Below are 19,862 nucleotides of genomic sequence, written 5' to 3'. Positions count from 1 at the left end.
AACACACTGTTCCTAGGTTGAAAACCGTCAACGTCGACCCGACGTCCGGCTTAACCGAGGAGAAATCATGACCGCCACGGAAAACGCCCCTGCGACCGCGCACAGCGCCGCCGGTGAAAGTGTCATAAAACTCGAGTATCACCAACGATTGACCAACAGCGACCTCGCACCACTGCGCAAGCAAAGCTGGACCTGGTACAACATCTTTGCTTTCTGGATGTCCGATATTCACAGTGTCGGCGGATATGTCTTCGCCGGCAGCCTCTTCGCCCTCGGTATCGCCGCCTGGCAGGTGCTGGTGGCGCTGATCATCGGCATCGTGGCCGTCAACATCCTGTGCAACCTGGTGGCCAAACCGTCACAGCTGGCGGGGGTTCCGTATCCGGTGACCACCCGGGTGTCATTCGGCGTGATGGGCGCCAACATCCCGGCCATCCTGCGCGGGCTGATCGCCGTCGCCTGGTATGGAATCCAGACCTACCTGGCCTCGGTGGCATTCGGCCTGCTGGCCATCAAGTTCTGGCCGAGCCTGGCGAAATATGACGTCGTCGACGACTACGGATTCCTCGGCCTGAGCATCCTCGGATGGGGCGGCTTCATCCTTATGTGGATTCTGCAGGCCATCGTCTTCTGGAACGGTATGGAGACCATCCGCAAATTCATCGATTTCTGCGGACCCGCCGTGTACGTCGTGATGGTGATTCTGGCCGGCTACCTCATCGCCAAAGCGGGCTGGAGCAACGTCTCACTGGATCTGTCCGTCGGACCCGGAAAAGTGGGCTGGGATTCGGTGACCGCCACCATCGGAGCGATAGCCCTTGTGGTGTCGTACTTCTCGGGACCGATGCTCAACTTCGGTGACTTCTCCCGCTACGGAAAGACATTCGGCGAGGTCAAGAAGGGGAACTTCTGGGGACTGCCGGTCAACTTCCTGTTCTTCTCGCTCCTGGTGGTGTGCACCGTCTCGGCGGGCGTCACCGTCATCGGCAAGGATGAGAACGGCGCGATCATCACCGACCCGGTGCACATCGTCGACCGCATCGACAACACCACCGCCGCGGTCCTGGGCGTGCTCACCTTCGCGATCGCCACCATCGGTATCAACATCGTCGCCAACTTCGTCTCCCCCGCCTTCGACTTCTCCAACGTCGCGCCGACCAAGATCACCTGGCGCACCGGCGGAATGATCGCCGCGGTCGGTTCGGTGCTGATCACCCCGTGGAACCTGTTCAACAACCCCGACGCGATCCATTACACGCTGGACACCCTCGGCGCGGTCATCGGCCCGCTGTTCGGCATCCTCCTGGTCGACTTCTATCTGATCAAGAAGCAGAAGATCGTCGTCGACGACCTGTTCAGCATGGAACCGGGCGCCACGTACGCATACCGCAAGGGCTGGAATCCGGTCGCGGTGATCGCGACCGTCGTGGGTCTGATACCGCCGCTGTGCGTGGTCATCTGGGGTACCGCCTACGCCGCGAGCTTCACCTGGTTCATCGGCGCCGGTGTCGCCGGGGCCGTCTACTGGACCGGGATGAAGTACGCGCCGAAGACATTCCTCTACGACTCCGGTGTCGAGCCCGTGGTCGGTGCCGACGCCGCCGACGGATCCGCCGAACGCACGCTGTACTGAGCGGTCCTGTGTTCTCGCGCCGGCCCCCTCGTGAGTCACGAGGGGGCCGGTGTCGTCACCACTCCTCCTCACCCCGGGAGCCCACATGCGCATCGTCGTCATCAACCCCAACACCACCGCGTCGATGACGGCCGTCATCGACAGTGCCGCCCGTACCGTCGCCCGGCCCGACGCCGAGATCGTCTCGGTCACCTCCACGATGGGGCCGGCCTCGATCGAAAGCCACTACGACGAGGCGCTGGCCGTGCCCGGCGTCCTCGCCGCGATCGCGGACCACCCGGGAGCCGACGGCTATCTGCTGGCGTGCTTCGGCGATCCCGGACTTGACGCCGCACGCGAGGTCGCCAAGGCCCCGGTACTCGGGATCGCCGAGGCGGCAATGCATCTCGCCGCACCGCTGGGCCGCGGATTCTCGATCGTCACCACCGCCGGCCGCACCATCGGCCGAGCCGCCGACCTGGTCGGGCACTACGGATTCACCCGCAGCTGCCGCGGCATTCACGCCTGCGAGATCCCCGTTCTGGAGTTGGAGACCGATCCCGAGGCGCTCGCCGTCATCACCAAGATGTGCGCGGAAGCGCTGACCACCGACGGCTCGGACGCGGTGGTCCTCGGTTGCGCCGGGATGGCCGAATTCGCCGCCGGCATCGGTGACGACGTGGGTGCGCCCGTGATCGACGGCATCGCCGCCGGGGTGGGGATGCTGACCGCGATGGCCGCGATGGGCCTGCGCACCGGCACCCGCACCGGCGAGTTCGCGCCGCCGCCGGCCAAGCCGTATGCGGGCCTGCTCGCTCCGTTCGCCCAGTAGTCCCACTTCTTACCAAGCAGTAAGATGGCGCGCATGTCGATCTCCACCGCGGCCGGAAGCGCCACCTACCGTCTTCGTCGCAAACTGCCCGACAACGTCGTCGGCAATGCACTGTTCTCCCTGGGCATGGTGGCCCGGGTCCCCTACTTCGGCACGATCCTGCCCTACGTCTCGGAGATGGAACCCGGACGCTGCGTGGTCTCCGCACCCAAGTGGTTCGGCATCCACAACCACATCGGTACCTTCCACGCCATCGCCGCCTGCAACCTCGCCGAGGTCGCCATGGGCATGTTGATGGAGGCCACCACCCCCACCACCCACCGCTGGATCCCCAAGGGCATGTCGGCGCAGTACCTGACCAAGGCCAACACCCGCCTCACCGCCACCGCCACCCTCGCCCATCCGATCGACTTCGCCACGATCACCGAGGGCACCGACGTGGTGGTCTCCATCGAGATCCGCGACACCGACGGCATCGAGGTGGTCCACTGCGACATCACCACCTGGGTCACCCCCGCCTGACCCTGTCACAAACCCCACCGCTGAGACCCGGCGGGGAGATTATTGCGATGCGGGGCCTCAGCGGTGGAGTTTGTGACGGAGGTGGTCGCGGCGCCGGACAATTTCAAGAATGGATTCCTCTGCGGCGGCCCAGTCACGGACTATGTCGTGGTAGGTCAACCTGACCACCAGGTATCCCTTTTCGACGGCAATGCGGTCACGTTCCCGGTCTTTGTGGAACTGCGCGACGTTATGATGAAACTCCTCACTGTCGACTTCGATGATCAGCCGGTTGCCCACCAGGAAGTCCACCCGGCCGATCCCGCGGATCCACACCTGTGGGGTCAGCTTGACGTTGTGGGCCCGCAGGCGGCACCGGACCATCGTTTCGGTCCCGGATTCGGCGGTGTCGCATTTGTCCACGAGATTTCGGACCTCGGCGGGACACTGTCGTAGCAGGTGGGCGACCTCATCCCTGCCTGCCAGGCCCAGGTTGATGATCGAGTCGACGACCACGATGATTCCCTCGCCATCGAGGCACCGCACAGCGTGACGCAATGCCACATCGACGCCGTCGACGGCCTGGTCTTCCGGCTCCGGTCGGCCGTATTGCCTGCAGAAGTCGTTGTCCGGCCTGGCGCGGTGAGCCGCGCCGCAGGCACGGGCGTGGGTGCGGCGACCTATGTTCGGCACCCACACCCCGGCCAGCTTGAGCGCTGACACACAACTGCACACCCCGCCCGAGGCGACCGCTGCGACGACGGTCTTATCGGCCCACGGCGCTGCATACCACCCCCTGCGTACCGGTCGGAGTTGTCCGGCTGAGATCAGTCGCCGGATCTCCGCGTGGGCGAGGGCCGACCGCAGGGTCGCGAACGAGACGACCCCATGACCATGGGCAAGGGCGGTGCGCGAGTTCATCCACCCAGCGTGGACAGCAGACCCCCGGATGTCACGGCGCCCATCCACAGGCCGGCCGACTGTGGATGCGTCGGTTGACGGGCGAGGCCGTCACAAACCCCACCGCTGAGGCTCGGCGAGGAGATTATTGCGATGCCGGAGCCCACCGGTGGGGTTTATGACGAAAGCGCCGCGACCATAACGGTGGTGGCGTGCGGTCCGCTGCGGCCGCCGGGCGGGAGGATGGATCCGTCCACAATCCGCAGGCCGTGGACTCCGTCCAGCGCGCCGAACCTGTCCGTCCGGTCGCCCATCGGCAGTGATCCCGACGCGTGCTGGGATGTGCGGACCACCGGGTCCACGCGCACCGATCCGGGTTCGATGATGCCCCGGAAGTCCCCTGAATTCAGCATGTCCTGGACCTGGTCGAGTTCGGGGGCCAGGCGCGCGGGTAGGTCCGGTGCCGAACCCAGGTCGACGGTCAGGGTGGCACCGTCCCAGACCAGGGTGCCGGGAGTGCCCGGCGACATGGCGGCCACCCCGATGGCCGGTCCGAGTGGTGGGACACCGTCGATGTAGTCGGCAAAATCTCCTCCGTAACAGCGGATCTCACAACCAGATGCGGTGTGTGCCACCGTTGGGAGCAACGGTGTGGGACGCCCCGGCGAGTGCCGTAAACGGTAGTGCACCAGCATCTCCCGATGTTCGACAACGCGCAGCGGCCCGGTAGCCAGACCCGAGGCGAAAAGGATCGCCGCAGTTCCGAGTGTCCCCGCGCAGAGGACGACTTCGTCGCACCGGATCGACTCAGTGTCGCAACGCACGCCCAGCACCCGGTCGCCCTTCGACTCCAGCGCGGTCACCGTGGTCGACGTCCGGACGGTGAGGTTCGGCCGCCCGAGCGCAGGACGCAGGAATGCCTCGGCGGTGGTCACCCGGCGTCCGCCCGCCGCGTCGCGAATGCTGTTGGAGTGGATCCGATTGACCCCGACGGCCGGCCACCGCTCACCGACCGGTCGGGTGGGCAGCAGCGCGCCCCACCATTGTTCGAAAGCCCTTGCCGCGTCGGGGAGTTCGTCGTCGGCGAAAGGGCTTGCCGACATCACCGACTCGACCTCGGCGTAGGCAGCTTCGATGTCGGCGATCGGGTGCTCCCAGGACACGAAATCGTCGCGGTGCCAACGCAGAAAATACGCACCGTTCACCGCGGCCGACCCTCCGATCCCGTGACCACGCACCACCGCCAGGTCCGGCGGTGACACCGGATAGCTGACCGTTCGCCCGACCGTGGCAGCATCGGCGCCGACAGGCAGGTGGTACAGATCGGTCACCTCGGCGTAGGGCCATCCCGGCCCACGTTCGAGCAGCAGCACCGAACGGTCGGGGTCACGCGAGAGTCTTTCGGCCAGCACACATCCGGCACTGCCCGCGCCGACGACGACGACGTCGTGCATCACTTGCTCAGGACCGGCCGCAGCGCCCCCGGATCGCGGTGGGCGATCACCCCTTGCCACAGCCCGAGACCGTAGGCGAGGTCGTCGAGGCGGCGCATGATCACATAACCCACGGGACCGAGCGCGGGCCGTACGCCTGGCTCACTGATGAACCGGCGGGTCCAGTCGATGAGGCCCTCGGCGATCGCCACCTCCACGACCAGTGTCCGGTATCTGCGGGAAAACAGTGTGGGCACAAGGGCTATCGGCCAGTAGTGCCGGCAGATCGCCGCCCCGGCCTGCAGAAGTCCGAAGCCGGCGGCGCGACCGGTCATCCGGGCGGCGACCAGCGGGGCCTGCGGCAGGCCGTCGAGCCGACGGCGCAGGCGCACCGCCATCTGCCCGAGCAGCAGCATCGCAACCGCCGTACCCGTGGCGGTACGGGTGAGCAGCGCGACGACGGCGGCGGCCATGGTGACCGACATGACGATCGGCGCGGCAAGAGTCTGATGCCTGTCGGCCAGATAGGCCGCACCGGTGCCGTAGAAGCGGCGACGTCCGAGCACCTCGCGCATTCCGGTGCGGTGGTCGTGGGCCACGCGCGCCACCGGGTCGTACCGCAGCCGCCAGCCGGCCTCGTGCAGACGCCAGCACAGGTCCACATCCTCGGCCACGCGCAGCGACTCGTCGAAACCGGGAAAACTGCTGCGGCGCACCAGCATCGCGGCACTCGGCACGTACGGCATCGGGGTGGACGGCACCACCGGAGCCTCCGTCGGCCCCATATCGAGCGAGGAGTATCCGTTCTCGTAGCGGGCGGCGAGAGCGAACAGGCCTGGGCGCGTGTTCAATCCGACGATGCGGGGTGCGGCCACCGCCACCGCAGGGTCGGAGAAATGCGGCAGCAGCATCGTCAGCCAGTCGGGTTCGGGCACACAGTCCGAATCGACGAAAGCGACGAAATCTGTTGTCGCGGCTGCCGCTCCGGCGTTGCGAGCGGCGGCGGGGCCGCGATTGCGGTCTAGACGCAGCACACTCACCCCGTCGCCGTGCACGGTGATCGGAACGTCCGAACCGTCGTCGACGACGATCATCCGGGCCTCACCCCGGGTCGCGATCAACCGGTCGATGCCCTCCTGGTTGTCACGCACCGGGACCACGACGGTCACCTGATCGGCAGACGGCCCGAACATCGGCCGCGGGTGGGCGATCCCGGCATCGAGCAGGCGACGGCAGAGGGTTCGGGTTGCCTTGTCACACACAGCAATACGACCATCGGAAGACATCATTCCGAGGGCGGCGTCGGACAGCCGCAGCATCCGGGTCGGGGAACCGCCGACGAGGTAACGCAGGTCGCCCCGCTGGGCGCAGCGCAGGTCCACCTGCACCTGGAAACCATCGGGCAGGTCGGTCGGCACGGCCGCTACCTCGCCGCCGGTACTCCCGTCGCGGCTGTCGACGACGCTCACGCGGCGGCACCGCCCCGCAGCAGACCGCGGTCGTCGACATCCCACCGGGCGACCGCCGACACCAGTGCCGAGGTGAACGCGCCGACGAGGTCGGCGCCGCGCGCCGCGGTGGCGGTGGTGGGATCGCCCAGCACCCCGTTGGCACTCACCGCGGCCACCCCGCCGGCCCGCATCGGCGCCAGTAGTTCCGCGATCGGCGCGCGATTGCCGGGCGCCGCGTCTGTCAGGCGCACATCGCCGGGCGTCAGATGCAGCAGCACCGATGTCTCGGTATCTCCGGCGTGGGCATCGCCGGCCGGATGTCCGCAGGCGAACCAGGCCACGTCGCGGCCCTCGTAGCGCAGCAGCCGCACCGCTTCGACCAGAGTCCGGCCGTTGCCGCCGTGCCCGTTGACGAACACGATCCGCCGTGCCCACCGGCATGCGCTGCGCCCGTACTCGATGAGCACCAGCCGCAACGCCTCGTGACCCAGCGAGATCGTCCCGGGAAAGCCCTCGTGCTCGCCGCTGGCCCCGTACGGCAGGCCCGGTGCCACCAGGAAGGTCTGATCGGACGGATTACCGGCTAGCTGCGGCTGGGCGCGGCGGGCCACCGCATCGGCGATGCGGATGTCGGTGTCGAGGGGAAGGTGCGGTCCGTGCTGTTCGACGGCGCCCAGCGGAACGAGCAATGTCACCGCGGAGCCGTCGAGCTCAGGCCATGAGAGAGCACCGAGCCCCGAGCCACGCGTCATTCGGTCAACTCTAGCGATAGGACGGCACCGGGGTAAGGGTGACCGCAGGCAGGTTCATATATGGTTCCGGGCCCCCTTCCCGAACGTTCGCTCGGGTGTGCCAAGCTGTGGTGACCGACGACACAATCACACGATCGCGCGGCCACGAGTACCACCGGAGGCAGGCGGGGTCCCCATACCCGAGGAGATTCGGAATCCATGACATCCACACCGAACGTCACCAGTGGAAAAAGCGGTCCGCTGCACGCCATCCGGGTCATCGAATTTGCCGGAATCGGTCCCGGACCGCACGCCGCGATGCTGCTGTCGGACCTCGGTGCCGATGTGGTCCGCGTGCAGCGGCCGGGCCAGCTGCCGAAACCCGGAAAGGTCGGTGACGCCCTGCTGCGCGGCCGGAAGGTCATCGAGGCCGATCTCAAGAATCCCGCCGACCGCGAGACGGTGCTCGGGCTCATCGCCAAGGCTGACGTACTCATCGAGGGTTTCCGCCCGGGAGTGATGGAACGTCTCGGTTTCGGGCCCGACGACCTCGCCGAGGTCAATCCCGGACTGGTGTACGGGCGCATGACCGGCTGGGGCCAGGACGGCCCGCGCGCCGACCGCGCCGGACACGACATCAATTATATCTCCCTCACCGGTCTGCTGCACGCCGTCGGCCGCGCCGGTGAGCGTCCGGTGCCGCCACTCAACCTGTTCGGCGACTTCGGCGGCGGATCGATGTTCCTGGTCGTCGGTGTACTCTCGGCGCTCCTGGAACGTCAGGTGTCCGGGCGCGGGCAGGTCGTCGACGCCGCGATGGTCGACGGCGCCTCGCTGCTGGGGCAGATGATGTGGGCCTTCCGGGCCACCGGCATGTGGTCGGATGTGCGCGGAGTGAACTTCCTCGACTCCGGCGCCCCCTACTACGACGTCTACGAGACCTCCGACGGCAAGTACATGGCCGTCGGCGCCATCGAGCCGCAGTTCTACGCCGAACTCCTCAAAGGCCTCGAACTCGACGACGCCGACCTGCCCGGACAGGGCGACATCACCCGCTGGACGGAGCTGAAGAAGATCTTCACCGACACGTTCGCCTCCCGTACCCGGGAGGAGTGGACCGCGGTGTTCGACGGTACCGATGCCTGCGTCTCGCCCGTCCTCACCTTCGGCGAGGCACCCGACGAGCCGCACATGGCCGCGCGCGCCAATCTCGTCGAGATCGACGGTGTCCGGCAGGCGCAGGTAGCGCCCCGGTTCTCACGCACCTCGCCCGACACGCCGGCCGGACCGACAACGCAGGCAACCGATCCCGCAACCCTCTGGGTGTAGTCCGACGACACAGCGAGGGCCCTTCCGACCGGGAGGGCCGTCGCCGTCTGCGTGGTGGGTCAGACCTTGGAGTGACCCATATCGATCGGAAGCTGTACGCCGGTAAGAGATTTGGCGGAATCTGAACACAGGTACAGGACGGCGTCGGAGATCTCGTCGGGTTCGGCTATCGGGTTGTAGTCCATCAGTGACGGGAAGAACCGGGTGAACTTCGGATTCCCGAACACCTCGATGGCGGAGGCATCGCCGACCCCCATCGGCGTGTTGACCGCATACGGATGCAGCGAGTTGACCCGGATCCGGTAGGGCGCAACCTCTTTGGCGACCGTCTGGGCCAAGCCGGTCAGGCCGTACTTGGATGCGCTGTAGGAGGCCTGCACCGGCATCGCCTTGAGCCCGGCCACCGACGACACGATGACGATCGAGCCACCGTTGCGCGCCTCGATCATGGTGGGCAAGGTGGCGCGCAGGGTCTTCCAGGCGCCGACGAGGTTGACGTCGATGACATCGGTGAACTGTTCCTCCGACATCTCCCAGCTCAGACCCCAGGTGAGTACGCCCGCATTGACCACGACGTAGTCCAGGCCGCCGAACTGCGTGACGCCGTCGGCCACCAGTTGCTGCTGGAATGCCAGGTCGCGCACGTCGCCCTGCCGGGCCAGGATCTTGCCGCCGACCTCCTCGACGAGCCGGACCGTCTCGGTCAGATCGTCCGGCGTGGCGGGCGGATAGGTGGTGTGCTCGGCGATCGGTCCCGCGATGTCCAGACCGATGATCGACGCCCCTTCACGCGCGAAGCGGAGTGCGTGATTGCGGCCCTGACCACGGGCGATGCCGGTGATGTAGACGACCTTGCCGTCAAACTGTCCCATTCCAGAACTGTAACACGTTCTAGTTTGGGTCAGCTGTCACAAACCCCACCGCTGAGGGCCGGCATCGTAATAATCTCCTCGCCGGGGCTCAGCGGTGGGGTTTGTGACGGCTACCCCCCGTAAGACCGTTCGAAGCCTTCCGGAATGATCAGGTCCGCCCGGCTCAGCTCGTGGACCGACTTGTGACCGGTGCCCATGAGCACGCCGTCCAGACCCATGCGCAGCAGGTCGAGGACGTTCTCGACGCCCGTCTGGCCGTTGGCGGCCAGACCCCACAGGTAGGCGCGGCCGATCATGACGGCCTTGGCGCCGAGCGCCACGGCCTTGGCGACGTCGCTGCCCCGGCGGATTCCGCCGTCGAGCAGCACATCGATGTCCTTGCCGACGGCGTCGGCGATGGGGCCGAGCACGCGGATCGTGGCGGGGGTGCCGTCGAGGTTGTTGCCGCCGTGGTTGGAGACGGAGATGGCGGTGGCGCCGATGTCGACGGCGCGCTTGGCGTCATCGATGCGGGTGATGCCCTTGACCATGAACGGCCCGCCCCACTTCTCCCGCAGCCATTGCAGGTCTTCCCAGGTGGGCGAAGGGGTGTTCATCCACTCGCCGTAGGCGCCGAAGAAGGTGGGACCGGGCAGGCCCTTGCCGTGCGAGACGTTGGGGGCGGTCAGATCCGGGATGACCAGGTTGCCCTTGTTGAACCAGTCCCAGGCGTACTTCGGTTTGACCGCGACCTCGGGCGCCAGCCGGATCAGCGCCTTGAGGTCCATCTTCTCCGGGATCTCCGGGCTGCCCCAGTCGCGGCCGATGTTGAACACCCAGTCGGTCGTGACGATCAGGCCCTTGGCGCCCGCCTCACGCGCCCGCTCAGCCCGGGCCAGGATCTCTTCCTTGGTGCCGAGCCAGTAGATCTGGAAGAAGATCTTGTCGTTGACCGCGGTGACCTCCTCGATGGGATGGCTCGCGAAACTCGACAGGCCCATGGCGGTACCGCGTGCGGCGGCCGCCCGGGCCACCGCCACCTCACCGTCGATGTCGACAGCCTGCACACCGGTCGGCGAGATCATCACCGGGAACGGCAGATCCACGCCCATCACCGACGTCGACAGGTCACGGTCGTCCTGGGCGCCGATGACGTGCGGGGCGAATCCGAGTTCGGAGAACGCGTCGACGTTGTCGTTGACGGTGATGCCGCCCTGGGTGCCCGCCACCAGGGAGGAGTACACCGACTTGGGCAGGCGCCGCTTGGCGCGCCGCTGAGCCTCGGCAACGGTCTCGAACCACGGGTTACGCGCCCACGGGTTGGTCAGCTTGAAGTTCGCCATTGAATTTCGCCTCGGGATCTTTCGCTTGTTGCTGTCGGAGGGAATGCGCGTCAGCCGACGGGGCTGAAACCGGCCAGGGGGTTCTCGTCGCAACTCTTCGACGGCCGGCCGAGCGGGGTGAAGCTGCCGTCGGAGCCACGGGTCATCAGCGTCAGCGGGGTGCCGCGCGAATGGTCCTTGTTGGCGGTCGGTTTGCTGCGTTCGCCCGCCAGCAACGATTCTCCGTAGCCCTGAACACATTCGGGGTCAGGACCGTCGAGGGGCAGGCCGGTGAAGAACTTGGCGGCCATGCAGCCACCTCGGCACGAGTCGAAGTGGGTGCACTTGGCGCAGGCCCCGGCCGACTGTGGTTCGCGCAGTTCGGTGAACAGGTCCGAGCGCTGCCAGATCTCCTGGAAACCGCCGTCGGACAGGATGTTTCCGGCGAGGAAGTTCTCGTGGATCGCGAACGGGCAGGCGTACACGTCGCCCACCGGGTCGATCAGGCACACCACGCGGCCGGCTCCGCACAGGTTGAGCCCGGGCAGGCCTCCCCCGCTGCCGCCGAAGGCCGACAGGTGGAAGAACGAGTCACCGGTCAACACCCGATCACCGTGTGCGACAAGCCAGTTGTACAGGTCGAGCTGCTGCTCGGGGAGCGGGTGCAGGTCGTCCCACACGTCGGCGCCGCGCCCGGAGGGACGCATGCGGGTGATGCGCAGCGTGGCGTTGTACTTGTCGGCGAGAGCCTTGAAGTCGTCGAGCTGTGAGACGTTCTGGCGGGTCATCACCACGGAGATCTTGGCGTCCTTGAAACCGGCCTCGTGCAGGTTCTCCAGCGCCCGCACCGCCATGTCGAACGAGCCCTTGCCGCGCACGGCGTCGTTGACCTCGGCGGTGGCCCCATCGAGCGAGATCTGCACGTCGACGTAGTCCGACGCGGCCAGGCGGGCGGCGACCTTCTTGTCGATGCGCAGTCCGTTGGTGGAGAACTTGACGCCCACCTTGTGGCTTGTGGCGTAGTCGACGAGTTCCCAGAAGTCCGAACGCACCGTGGGCTCGCCGCCGCCGATGTTCACATAGAACACCTGCATACGTTCGAGCTCATCGATGATGGCCTTGCACTGCTCGGTGGACAGCTCACGCGGGTCGCGCTTGCCCGACGACGACAGGCAGTGCACGCAGGCGAGGTTGCAGGCGTAGGTCAGCTCCCAGGTGAGGCAGATGGGGGCGTCGAGGCCCTTCTCGAACTGGTCGACGAGGCGGCCGACCTTGGGCGGTGCCTGTAGGTCGAGCCTGGGCGTCGCCCGTACCCGGGCTGCCAGATCTGCTGCGCTGGGCGGCATCTCAAGTGTTGTCATCGGATCTCCCGGTGGTGGTGGGGTACGGGCAGGGGCCTGCTTGTGGGGTGAGTACGAACACGGCGCCGACGTCAGCGCCGGGTGATCATTCCCGAGTCGGCGAGCGCACCGAGCGCCTGCAGGTAGAGGGGCCGCTCGATGTCGGTGATGCCGTGTTCGGCCAGCGCGGCCTCCCCCGAGGGCTGCTCGGCGAGGGACTGCACGATACCGACGACGGTCAGGTTCTTGAGAAACGAGAGCTTGCGGGTACCGAAGTGGTACAGCAGCGCGCCGAACGGCTCGGGGCGCAGCGCGACCTTCGGGTTGAGCTCCCAGGCAGCGGCCAGATCGAAACCGCGTGCGTGAGTTTCCGCCGGCGTCCCGGCGGCCGCGTCACCGCGGCCGCCGGAATCCGGCACGGTTGCCGGGGCCGACATCAGTAGACCCCGCACATCCCATCGATCGACACCTCTTCAACGAGCGATTCGCCGACGAGTTCCGGGCTGGTCACTTCGGTCACATTGGCGCTCTGGTCTGCCATGATCCATCCTCCTGTATCAGTAGTGATGCGGATCACGACATACTATAATGGCACCCGGTGCATCAATCTAGTCATTGGGCCGAAACTAGCCGAAAAGACAGCCCGGCCCGCGCCTGTTCCACTATGCGCGGCACAGGAATACGATGATGTTCCAAGCGCGAGGGGTGCGCCGGGCAAGCGCGCCGGGCAGGGGGCATCTAGCACTGGGCATCTCAGGCAGGGCCGGGACACGGGGAGGTGATCATGGCCGTTCGGGAGACCACTCGTGCGCCGGACCCGGTCGACACGGCCCCGCAACCCGGGCGCCGACCGGTCACCTCGCACTCCCAGATCAGCACCATCGCCATCGATCTGTTCACCGCCAAAGGCTTCGACGAGACCAGCGTCGACGACATCGCCGAGGCCGCGGGCATCGCCCGGCGCACCCTGTTCCGCTACTTCCCCAGCAAGAACGCGATCGCCTGGGGGGATTTCGACGCCCATCTCGACGCGATGCGCACACGGCTCGCACTGATCCCCGACGACCTACCCATCGCGCAGGCCCTGCGGCAGGCCCTCGTGACATTCAACGAGGTGCCCGACGGCGAGCTCGGCAATCACCACCGGCGCTTGCGGCTGCTTCTGGAAGTACCTGCGCTACAAGCATATTCAATGCTGATGTATGCGGACTGGCGGCAGGTGATCGCCGGCTTCTGCGCCGCCCGGCTCGGTGTCGACGCCGACGAACATCTCCCGCAGACCATCGGCTGGCTGTGCCTGGGTACGGCGCTGGCCGCATACGAGCAGTGGCTCGCCGATCCCGACACCGACCTGATCGATCTGATCGAGGCCGGCAGCGACCTGCTCGCCGTGGGCGTCGCAGCCCTCCACTGAACACTCCACCGGGTTCACCGATAGATGCCGTCGCTCCCTGCCACACCGGCGAGTTCGGCGATGGTCTGCTCGGCGATCGACAGGACGGCGTCTACGGTCGCCACCGAGCGGGCCGCAACCCGAACCCGGTCGCCGCGCCCGGCCCATTCGGCACCGGAGTCGGCCGTGGACAGGAACACCACAGGCAGGTCCGGGTGACTCATCGTCACCGAGTCCGCGATGAGGATGTAGTCGGGCACACCGTCGATGACGTCGAGGAACCGCGCTGCCGTCCAACCGGTGTAGGCCGGATTGTCGATGAGCGTGACGTCGGGTTGGTCGCCGTCGGCGGTCGGGCTGGTGACGACACCGACGACGGCCTCCCACGAGGCGGTATCGGAGAAGTCGGTCCGCACGAGCAGCGGCGCAAATGTACCGACATACCGCTCGATGGTGTTCCCGGCGCCACGCGCCTGGCGGTAGCGGTCCTCCTCGCGCAGACCGCGTTCGGCGTCGCGGCGCACCTGCGCGATGTCGACGTAACGTCCGTGAAATCCGAAGACGGCCGGCGAGAAATGATCGGCGACCACCAGGTCCGCCAGTTCGATCGCGCCGAATCCGCCGGCGTCGCGTCCGATGACCACACCGGTTTCGTCGTCGAAAGTCCACGCGACCAGGAGTCCGCTCGCGGTCTGCACGCACGGCACCGTCCACCCGGTGCGTCCCCGGACCGTCGCCGCCTCGATCGGCCCGGCCGGCCGGTATGGGGGTTCGGGAGCGTCGGGTGTGCTGAAGGTGGCCGAGCGACCCTCGATGATCTGCAGTTCCGCGGTGCGCTGCACACGGGCGGGCCACTCGCGGTGCAGCGTCAGCAATTGTTCGGGACCACCGGAATACGAGGCGGCGGGACGGGCGAAACGGTCCGAGCGCACCATCACCTCGCCGGATCTGTCGAAGCACCAGCGCGTTCCGGCGATCCGCTCCGGATTGCCGGCGGCGTCCTCGATCCGCCACAGGTCCGGCGGCGCGTGCCAGAGGCGACGTTCACGGGTGCCGGCCGGCCCGGCGGTGTGGATGGTCGCGCTGATGGCGTCGGCTGCGGTCGCACGGTTGCGGCGAAGGAGTTCTGCCCACGTCGGGGTGACCATTCGTAGAAGATAACAGCGGAAGGACCGAGAGCACGTGGCCGGCATGTGCCGCAGGCAAGGGGACTGGCGACCAAAACTAGAACATGTTCTACTTTGTGGTGTACAGCACCCCGAAGCGGAGACATCGATGACCGACCTGACCCCCCACAGCTCCCGCAGTGCGATCCTGACTGTAGCCGATGTGGTCGACGAGACCGCCGACGCACGGTCGATCGTCTTCGACGTCCCCGCCGCGATGGCCGACAAGTTCACCGCGTACAAGCCGGGCCAGTTCCTCACCCTGCGCATCCCGAGCGAGGAGACCGGTTCGGTCGCCCGCTGCTACTCGCTGGCGTCCTCGCCCGTGTCCGGAGAGCTGCCCAAGGTCACGGTCAAACGCACCGTCGACGGCTACGGCTCCAACTGGGTGTGCGACAACCTCACCATCGGATCACAGATCGAGGCGCTACCGCCGAGCGGGGTCTTCACCCCCGCCGACCTCGACGCGCCGCTGCTCCTGATCGCCGCCGGCAGCGGCGTCACGCCGGTGATGTCGATCCTGAAAACCGCTCTGGCCGCCGGCAACGGGCCGATCGTGTTCTTCTACGCCAACCGCGGCGAGAACGACGTCATCTTCGCCGCCGAACTGCGCGAGCTGACCCACGCCCACGACGACCGGCTCACCGTCATCCACTGGCTCGAAAGCCTCTCCGGGCTGCCCACGGTGCCGACGCTGGCGCGGATCTTCTCCCCCTTCGCCGGTCACCACGCCTATCTGTGCGGCCCCGGACCCTTCATGGACGCGGTCCACAAGGGTTTGGCCACAGCGGGATTCGCGCATCACGACGTCCATTCGGAGGTGTACTCGTCATTGTCGGGCGACCCGTTCGCCGACATCGCGCACGAGGCGCCGACCGCTGAGGAAGAGGCCGACGCCGCGACCGTCGACATCGAACTCGACGGCGAAACCCACACACTGAGCTGGCCACGCGGGCGCAACCTCGTCGACGTTATGCTCGCCGCCGGACTCGACGCCCCGTACTCCTGCCTGGAAGGCGAATGCGGTTCGTGCGCTTGCACTCTCACCGAGGGTACCGTCGAGATGGGCAATCCGGGCGCGCTCGATGAAGACGACATCGCCGACGGCTACATCCTGGGCTGCCAGTCGACACCGACGTCGGACAGGCTGCGCGTCGAATTCTGATCGGCGACTGTGGTACCCACGCACCGATGAGTACGTGGGTACCACAGTTTCTCAGATCAGTTCGCTGATAGGGGTTTCGGTCATCAGCCTCGGCCGGGTCTTCATCACCGCCGCCACCTTACCGGCACCCACGACGGCAGTCAGGATCCCGTCTCGGCTGTAGTAGGCGAGGAACTTCTTGCCGTCGTCATCGACGATGTGTACGTCGTCGTCGGCGCGCGGTTCGCCGAGTACCTGGATCTTGACGTCGTACTGATCGCTCCAGAAGTAGGGCACCGCCCCCCGCACCGACTCGCCGCCGGTGATGGTCGCGGCGACGACCGAGGCCTGCTCAACGACATGGTTCCAGTGCTCCACTCGCTTCGGATTCCCCTCTCCGTCAAGCCAATTAGCTACATCACCGACGGCGTACACGTCGTCGGCGCTGGTCTTGCCCACCGCGTCGCAGGCGATGCCACCGCCGACCGAGCGGTCCGCGAGTTCGATGCCCGAGCCGTCGAGGAAGCCGGTCACCGGGATCGATCCGATACCGACCACGACGATGTCGGCGGGCAGTTCGGTACCGTCATCGAGCTTCACCGCAGTCACCCGGTCGCCGGAGCCGTAACCCCCGGATTTCTCACCCCCACTGACGATTTCGGCGACACCGACGCCGGCGCGGACGTCCACCTCGTTGTTGATGTGCAGCCGGGTCACCAGCTCACCGATCTGCTCGCCGAGCGCTGCGGCCAGCGGTGTGGGTGCCGGTTCCACCAGTGTCACCGGCACGCCGTACCCGCGCAGAGTCGCGGCCACCTCGCAGCCGATGAAGCCCGCGCCGATCACCACAGCCGAACGCGCACCGTCGATCTCGGTGCGCAGGCCAAGGGCGTCGTCGATGGTCCGCAGGGTGTGCAGACCCGCGAGGCTCTCGTCGGCGCCCGGGAAGGCGCGCGGTGTCAGGCCCGTGGCCAGCACCAGCGTGTCGTAGGCGACCGTCTCGGTGTTCCCCGGATCGTCGGTGTGGGCAACGGTCAGCGAATGTGCCTGCGGATCAACCGAAACCACGGTCCGTCCGGTACGCAGATCGATCGACGAGTCGGCGAAGAACTCCGCCGGCTTGAGGTCCGGGCGTTCCTGCTTGCCGGCGAGCACGTTCTTCGACAGCGGCGGCCGATCGTACGGTGGATGCGGCTCCGCGCCGATCAGCGTGACAGATCCCTCGTACCCGGCACTGCGTACCGACTCGGCCACCCGGATCCCGCCGAGTCCCGCTCCGACGATGACCACTCCGGCATTGTTCCCCATGTGTGGTTGTTCTCCTTGTCTGCCCGGTCGGGCCGAATGTCGTGTCCGGCTGCTTCCGGACCAGCGGTCAGCCGGATATCGCACGTCGCGAAGCTAACCCGCCGCACTGCCGACCCCCGCCACACTGCCGACGGTGGTGAGATCGGACAGAAGCCAATGTCCCCCGACATTACGCATAAAAGCCCACCGGGCGATAGAGCTTGTCTCGCCGCCCGCCACGGTCCGCCCCGGAATCGAGACCCGCTGGTCGATGAACACCAACATGCGCAGCTCGCCGCGATCGTCATGACCGGCCGCACTCACCCCTACCCCGACGACCTTCGCCGTCATCGCCACCTTCAACTGCCGTGCCCCTGCCAGCACCACGTCCGGTCCGCGGGAGCGGTATTCGGCCACCAGCCGGCCCGTGAGCCGGGCGGCGACGCGCTCCCGGTCGCGGTTCTGTGTCGTCGGGGCGAATGTCATCAGGTCCTCCACGGCGTCGCGTGTGGCGGTCTGCAGCACATCGCGGCGCTCATCGCTCATCCCGGTGCCCGACCGTGACCCGGCCATGAACGCCACCACCGCCACGGTCAGCGCTAGCACCACGATCGCCGCGCTCGCGGTCAGCCACCGCCGTTGCCGCCGCCCGGGGCCGCGTTCGCGCACGGGTGGGGTGAACGGCCGGGCGCGATAGCCGGCCGGGCGCGAGGACCGGCGCCGATCCGCTGATTCCATCACGATCCCGCCTTCACCGGTGAGGCGCCGGTGATCCGCCACCCGTCGGCGGTCCGCAGCAGACTCACCGACAGCATGATGCGGTCGCCCTGGGCCGTGCTGCCGACGAGTTCGGGGTTGGAGGCCTCGGCCACCACCAGCACGTCGGCCGTCGAACCGGCGGCGTCTCCGTCGGTCGGGTCGGTGCGCAGACCCGCGGCGACCACATGGCCCGAGCTGGCGGCGGTGAGCTTTCCCGCTTCGGTGATCAGCGTGTCGCGAGCGGCGATCAGTTGTTCGCGCCGGTCACCTGCCGACACACCGATGACGCGGTCGGCAAAACCGGCGGCGTCGGCGGGATCGGCGGTGAGCATCGTCGTGACACCGTCGGTGGCCGCGGACAGCACCTGCGAGCGACCCGCGTCGTCGTCGCCCGGAGTGCGCGTGAACAGCGCGATCGCGGTGACGCCGAGTACGAGCGCGAGCACGACCAGGGCGGCGACTGCGGACTTGAGCAGCCCGGTGCGTGACACCGCGCGAGCCCACAGGTCGTCGGCGGCGGCGATCCGGGCCAGCCGGGCCTCGCGTTCGGCGGCCCGCACCCGATCTTCGGCCGCGCCGAGGTTGCCGGCCACGGTGGTGTCGCTCATGCTGTCTCCTCGACCCGGGCCAGTTTCCAGGCATCCCCGGACCTGACCAGTCGCACCCACAGCGTGCGGGAACCTGTCACCGCCTGCCCCGACTCGGGTGTCGTGGTCACGTCGAAGACGGTCAGCATCTCGCCCCAGCCGGGTCCGTCGTCGATCACGGCCGACGCCGTGGGGCGCCACACCACGCTGCGTACCCCGGACTGCGGAGTGCCCTGCAGCAGCGCCCCGTAGGTGGCCGCGAAATCACCGGTCACCAACGAGGTGACATCCTTGCGAGCGTCCGCCTGCCCGGGTGCGTCGACGGAGAACACCGCCGCGACGATTCGTCCGGACTCGGCGCGCAGCCCGTCCCGGTCGGGTGCACTGTCGCGGCCGGTGGCCGCGACCAGCACCAGCACGGCCAGGATCGCGGCCACCAGCGCCACGATGATCAGACAGAGGGCTCCGGCGCGGACACCGACGATCGGGCGCCGTAACACCGGCGGTAGTCGGGACCAGGTATCCCCTGAAGTCGCGTTCATGGTAGGTATTGCACCGCCGCGAGTTTGGGACCACCGTCGGAGTCGGCCAGGAGCACCCGCAGCCGGAAGCTCTGGGACCGCTCGTCTTGTGCGCCGGTGAAGCGGACCGTGGCCGCCACCAGAACGGTCGCGCGTCCGGGGGTCCGCCCGCTGATCGCCGCACCGTCGACCGTGCCCTCGGCGACCGTTCCGCGGGACTTGACGAACTTGGTATAGGCATCGGCGGACTGCGCGAACTCGTCGTAGAACTCGCCGGTCGCGCCGGCCAGGATGCGCTGGGCGCGGCCGGGCTGCCGGTAGTCCGGGCTCAGCAGCATCGTCACCCGGTCCGTCGCCGCCTGCTCGTAGTCAGCGTCGGTGGTGTGGCCGGAAGCGTCGTACCAGCGCGCGATACCCCAGCCGGCCAGGGCAACCGACAGCACAACGGCCAGCGCCGCGGCCCATCGCCACCATCGGGGCGTTCCCGGGACGGCACCGGCCGCGACCCGCGCATCCCGCAGATCGTCGACGGCCTCCCGCAACGCGGTACGCGCGGCACGCTCACGTGCGAGCACCTCGCTCCGCCCCATCGCTGCCTCCCCTGGTCGTTCCCGTCCCTATTACAGTAGCCACCCCGGCATCGGTGCCCACCGCGTGCTCGTCCCAAACCCCACCGCTGACGGGCGGCACGACAATTATTGCG

Annotated in this window: 21 protein-coding genes; 6 read left to right on the top strand and 15 right to left on the bottom strand. The window is 67.5% G+C overall.

The window, feature by feature from the left end:
- Positions 1-67: 67 nt before the first annotated feature.
- The 3 genes from KDB67_RS02095 (at position 68) to KDB67_RS02085 (ending at position 2,966) form a co-directional block, all read left to right on the top strand.
- Entirely contained in the window at positions 68-1,633 is a 1,566-nt protein-coding gene (locus KDB67_RS02095) for an NCS1 family nucleobase:cation symporter-1 (RefSeq protein WP_291011797.1), read from the top strand.
- An 85-nt stretch (positions 1,634-1,718) separates the two neighbouring features.
- Positions 1,719-2,444, top strand: coding sequence for an aspartate/glutamate racemase family protein (locus KDB67_RS02090; protein ID WP_291011856.1), 726 nt, complete (start codon positions 1,719-1,721; stop codon positions 2,442-2,444).
- Positions 2,445-2,477: 33 nt separating this feature from the next.
- Entirely contained in the window at positions 2,478-2,966 is a 489-nt protein-coding gene (locus KDB67_RS02085; RefSeq protein ID WP_291011795.1) for a hotdog fold domain-containing protein, read from the top strand.
- Positions 2,967-3,023: 57 nt separating this feature from the next.
- Here KDB67_RS02085 and KDB67_RS02080 read toward each other — a convergent pair whose 3' ends face one another.
- From KDB67_RS02080 to mftE, 4 genes are all read right to left on the bottom strand, one after another.
- On the bottom strand, positions 3,024-3,866 hold the full coding sequence (locus KDB67_RS02080; RefSeq protein ID WP_291011793.1) for a DUF559 domain-containing protein: 843 nt from the start codon (positions 3,864-3,866) through the stop codon (positions 3,024-3,026).
- Between the two features lie 155 nt (positions 3,867-4,021).
- Positions 4,022-5,299 carry a mycofactocin system GMC family oxidoreductase MftG gene (gene mftG / locus KDB67_RS02075; protein ID WP_291011791.1) on the bottom strand — a complete coding sequence of 426 codons (1,278 nt, stop codon included), beginning with the start codon at positions 5,297-5,299 and terminating at the stop codon, positions 4,022-4,024.
- Entirely contained in the window at positions 5,299-6,747 is a 1,449-nt protein-coding gene (gene mftF, locus KDB67_RS02070) for a mycofactocin biosynthesis glycosyltransferase MftF (RefSeq protein ID WP_291011789.1), read from the bottom strand. Before mftF ends, mftG begins: the two co-directional genes overlap by 1 nt.
- Positions 6,744-7,481 carry a mycofactocin biosynthesis peptidyl-dipeptidase MftE gene (mftE, locus tag KDB67_RS02065; RefSeq protein ID WP_291011786.1) on the bottom strand — a complete coding sequence of 246 codons (738 nt, stop codon included), beginning with the start codon at positions 7,479-7,481 and terminating at the stop codon, positions 6,744-6,746. Before mftE ends, mftF begins: the two co-directional genes overlap by 4 nt.
- A gap of 198 nt (positions 7,482-7,679) precedes the next feature.
- Here mftE and KDB67_RS02060 point away from each other — a divergent pair, with 198 nt between their 5' ends.
- Positions 7,680-8,789 carry a CaiB/BaiF CoA-transferase family protein gene (locus KDB67_RS02060; RefSeq protein ID WP_291011784.1) on the top strand — a complete coding sequence of 370 codons (1,110 nt, stop codon included), beginning with the start codon at positions 7,680-7,682 and terminating at the stop codon, positions 8,787-8,789.
- 59 nt (positions 8,790-8,848) lie between these two features.
- Here KDB67_RS02060 and KDB67_RS02055 read toward each other — a convergent pair whose 3' ends face one another.
- The 5 genes from KDB67_RS02055 to mftA form a co-directional block, all read right to left on the bottom strand.
- Positions 8,849-9,661: a mycofactocin-coupled SDR family oxidoreductase gene (locus KDB67_RS02055; RefSeq protein WP_291011781.1), complete on the bottom strand. Its 813-nt coding sequence runs from the start codon at positions 9,659-9,661 to the stop codon at positions 8,849-8,851.
- Positions 9,662-9,771: 110 nt separating this feature from the next.
- Positions 9,772-10,983: a pre-mycofactocin synthase MftD gene (gene mftD, locus KDB67_RS02050; protein WP_291011778.1), complete on the bottom strand. Its 1,212-nt coding sequence runs from the start codon at positions 10,981-10,983 to the stop codon at positions 9,772-9,774.
- A gap of 50 nt (positions 10,984-11,033) precedes the next feature.
- Positions 11,034-12,323 (bottom strand): mycofactocin radical SAM maturase, encoded by a 1,290-nt coding sequence (gene mftC, locus KDB67_RS02045; protein ID WP_291011775.1) that lies wholly within the window; start codon positions 12,321-12,323, stop codon positions 11,034-11,036.
- 71 nt (positions 12,324-12,394) lie between these two features.
- Positions 12,395-12,739 (bottom strand): mycofactocin biosynthesis chaperone MftB, encoded by a 345-nt coding sequence (mftB, locus tag KDB67_RS02040; RefSeq protein WP_291011773.1) that lies wholly within the window; start codon positions 12,737-12,739, stop codon positions 12,395-12,397.
- The gene (mftA, locus tag KDB67_RS02035) at positions 12,739-12,843 is read right to left on the bottom strand and encodes a mycofactocin precursor MftA (RefSeq protein WP_291011769.1); all 105 of its coding nucleotides are present in this window, start codon (positions 12,841-12,843) and stop codon (positions 12,739-12,741) included. The genes mftB and mftA overlap by 1 nt, the downstream gene beginning before the upstream one ends.
- Positions 12,844-13,086: 243 nt before the next feature.
- Here mftA and mftR point away from each other — a divergent pair, with 243 nt between their 5' ends.
- Positions 13,087-13,716 carry a mycofactocin system transcriptional regulator gene (gene mftR / locus KDB67_RS02030; RefSeq protein ID WP_291011766.1) on the top strand — a complete coding sequence of 210 codons (630 nt, stop codon included), beginning with the start codon at positions 13,087-13,089 and terminating at the stop codon, positions 13,714-13,716.
- A 14-nt stretch (positions 13,717-13,730) separates the two neighbouring features.
- On the opposite strand, the gene KDB67_RS02025 is transcribed toward mftR, so the two are convergent.
- Positions 13,731-14,843, bottom strand: a complete 1,113-nt coding sequence (locus KDB67_RS02025) for a hypothetical protein (RefSeq protein WP_291011765.1) — start codon at positions 14,841-14,843, stop codon at positions 13,731-13,733.
- A 127-nt stretch (positions 14,844-14,970) separates the two neighbouring features.
- Here KDB67_RS02025 and KDB67_RS02020 point away from each other — a divergent pair, with 127 nt between their 5' ends.
- Positions 14,971-16,026: a ferredoxin--NADP reductase gene (locus tag KDB67_RS02020; protein WP_291011763.1), complete on the top strand. Its 1,056-nt coding sequence runs from the start codon at positions 14,971-14,973 to the stop codon at positions 16,024-16,026.
- A 51-nt stretch (positions 16,027-16,077) separates the two neighbouring features.
- On the opposite strand, the gene KDB67_RS02015 is transcribed toward KDB67_RS02020, so the two are convergent.
- The 5 genes from KDB67_RS02015 to KDB67_RS01995 all read right to left on the bottom strand — a co-directional run bounded on the left by KDB67_RS02015 (position 16,078) and on the right by KDB67_RS01995 (position 19,749).
- Positions 16,078-17,313, bottom strand: coding sequence for an FAD/NAD(P)-binding oxidoreductase (locus KDB67_RS02015; protein WP_291011760.1), 1,236 nt, complete (start codon positions 17,311-17,313; stop codon positions 16,078-16,080).
- A 93-nt stretch (positions 17,314-17,406) separates the two neighbouring features.
- The gene (locus tag KDB67_RS02010) at positions 17,407-18,030 is read right to left on the bottom strand and encodes a hypothetical protein (RefSeq protein WP_291011758.1); all 624 of its coding nucleotides are present in this window, start codon (positions 18,028-18,030) and stop codon (positions 17,407-17,409) included.
- Positions 18,030-18,659 (bottom strand): hypothetical protein, encoded by a 630-nt coding sequence (locus KDB67_RS02005; protein ID WP_291011756.1) that lies wholly within the window; start codon positions 18,657-18,659, stop codon positions 18,030-18,032. The genes KDB67_RS02010 and KDB67_RS02005 overlap by 1 nt, the downstream gene beginning before the upstream one ends.
- Positions 18,656-19,180 carry a hypothetical protein gene (locus KDB67_RS02000; protein WP_291011753.1) on the bottom strand — a complete coding sequence of 175 codons (525 nt, stop codon included), beginning with the start codon at positions 19,178-19,180 and terminating at the stop codon, positions 18,656-18,658. Before KDB67_RS02000 ends, KDB67_RS02005 begins: the two co-directional genes overlap by 4 nt.
- Positions 19,177-19,749 (bottom strand): hypothetical protein, encoded by a 573-nt coding sequence (locus tag KDB67_RS01995; protein WP_291011750.1) that lies wholly within the window; start codon positions 19,747-19,749, stop codon positions 19,177-19,179. Before KDB67_RS01995 ends, KDB67_RS02000 begins: the two co-directional genes overlap by 4 nt.
- Positions 19,750-19,862: the final 113 nt, after the last annotated feature.

The sequence above is a fragment of the Gordonia sp. (in: high G+C Gram-positive bacteria) genome (assembly GCF_020438995.1).
In the GTDB taxonomy this organism is placed as follows: Bacteria; Actinomycetota; Actinomycetes; order Mycobacteriales; family Mycobacteriaceae; genus Gordonia.
The sequence above is the reverse complement of the archived record's forward strand: the minus strand, read 5'-3'. Positions and strand labels throughout refer to the sequence as shown.

What these genes read in the sequence shown, in the direction of transcription:
- KDB67_RS02095 (WP_291011797.1), top strand. Translation starts at nt 68, where the DNA reads ATGACCGCCACGGAAAACGCCCCTGCGACCGCGCACAGCGCCGCCGGT.
- KDB67_RS02090 (WP_291011856.1), top strand. Translation starts at nt 1,719, where the DNA reads ATGCGCATCGTCGTCATCAACCCCAACACCACCGCGTCGATGACGGCC.
- KDB67_RS02085 (WP_291011795.1), top strand. Translation starts at nt 2,478, where the DNA reads ATGTCGATCTCCACCGCGGCCGGAAGCGCCACCTACCGTCTTCGTCGC.
- KDB67_RS02080 (WP_291011793.1), bottom strand. Translation starts at nt 3,866, where the DNA reads ATGAACTCGCGCACCGCCCTTGCCCATGGTCATGGGGTCGTCTCGTTC.
- mftG (WP_291011791.1), bottom strand. Translation starts at nt 5,299, where the DNA reads ATGCACGACGTCGTCGTCGTCGGCGCGGGCAGTGCCGGATGTGTGCTG.
- mftE (WP_291011786.1), bottom strand. Translation starts at nt 7,481, where the DNA reads ATGACGCGTGGCTCGGGGCTCGGTGCTCTCTCATGGCCTGAGCTCGAC.
- KDB67_RS02060 (WP_291011784.1), top strand. Translation starts at nt 7,680, where the DNA reads ATGACATCCACACCGAACGTCACCAGTGGAAAAAGCGGTCCGCTGCAC.
- KDB67_RS02055 (WP_291011781.1), bottom strand. Translation starts at nt 9,661, where the DNA reads ATGGGACAGTTTGACGGCAAGGTCGTCTACATCACCGGCATCGCCCGT.
- mftD (WP_291011778.1), bottom strand. Translation starts at nt 10,983, where the DNA reads ATGGCGAACTTCAAGCTGACCAACCCGTGGGCGCGTAACCCGTGGTTC.
- mftC (WP_291011775.1), bottom strand. Translation starts at nt 12,323, where the DNA reads ATGACAACACTTGAGATGCCGCCCAGCGCAGCAGATCTGGCAGCCCGG.
- mftB (WP_291011773.1), bottom strand. Translation starts at nt 12,739, where the DNA reads ATGTCGGCCCCGGCAACCGTGCCGGATTCCGGCGGCCGCGGTGACGCG.
- mftA (WP_291011769.1), bottom strand. Translation starts at nt 12,843, where the DNA reads ATGGCAGACCAGAGCGCCAATGTGACCGAAGTGACCAGCCCGGAACTC.
- mftR (WP_291011766.1), top strand. Translation starts at nt 13,087, where the DNA reads ATGGCCGTTCGGGAGACCACTCGTGCGCCGGACCCGGTCGACACGGCC.
- KDB67_RS02025 (WP_291011765.1), bottom strand. Translation starts at nt 14,843, where the DNA reads ATGGTCACCCCGACGTGGGCAGAACTCCTTCGCCGCAACCGTGCGACC.
- KDB67_RS02020 (WP_291011763.1), top strand. Translation starts at nt 14,971, where the DNA reads ATGACCGACCTGACCCCCCACAGCTCCCGCAGTGCGATCCTGACTGTA.
- KDB67_RS02015 (WP_291011760.1), bottom strand. Translation starts at nt 17,313, where the DNA reads ATGGGGAACAATGCCGGAGTGGTCATCGTCGGAGCGGGACTCGGCGGG.
- KDB67_RS02010 (WP_291011758.1), bottom strand. Translation starts at nt 18,030, where the DNA reads ATGGAATCAGCGGATCGGCGCCGGTCCTCGCGCCCGGCCGGCTATCGC.
- KDB67_RS02005 (WP_291011756.1), bottom strand. Translation starts at nt 18,659, where the DNA reads ATGAGCGACACCACCGTGGCCGGCAACCTCGGCGCGGCCGAAGATCGG.
- KDB67_RS02000 (WP_291011753.1), bottom strand. Translation starts at nt 19,180, where the DNA reads ATGAACGCGACTTCAGGGGATACCTGGTCCCGACTACCGCCGGTGTTA.
- KDB67_RS01995 (WP_291011750.1), bottom strand. Translation starts at nt 19,749, where the DNA reads ATGGGGCGGAGCGAGGTGCTCGCACGTGAGCGTGCCGCGCGTACCGCG.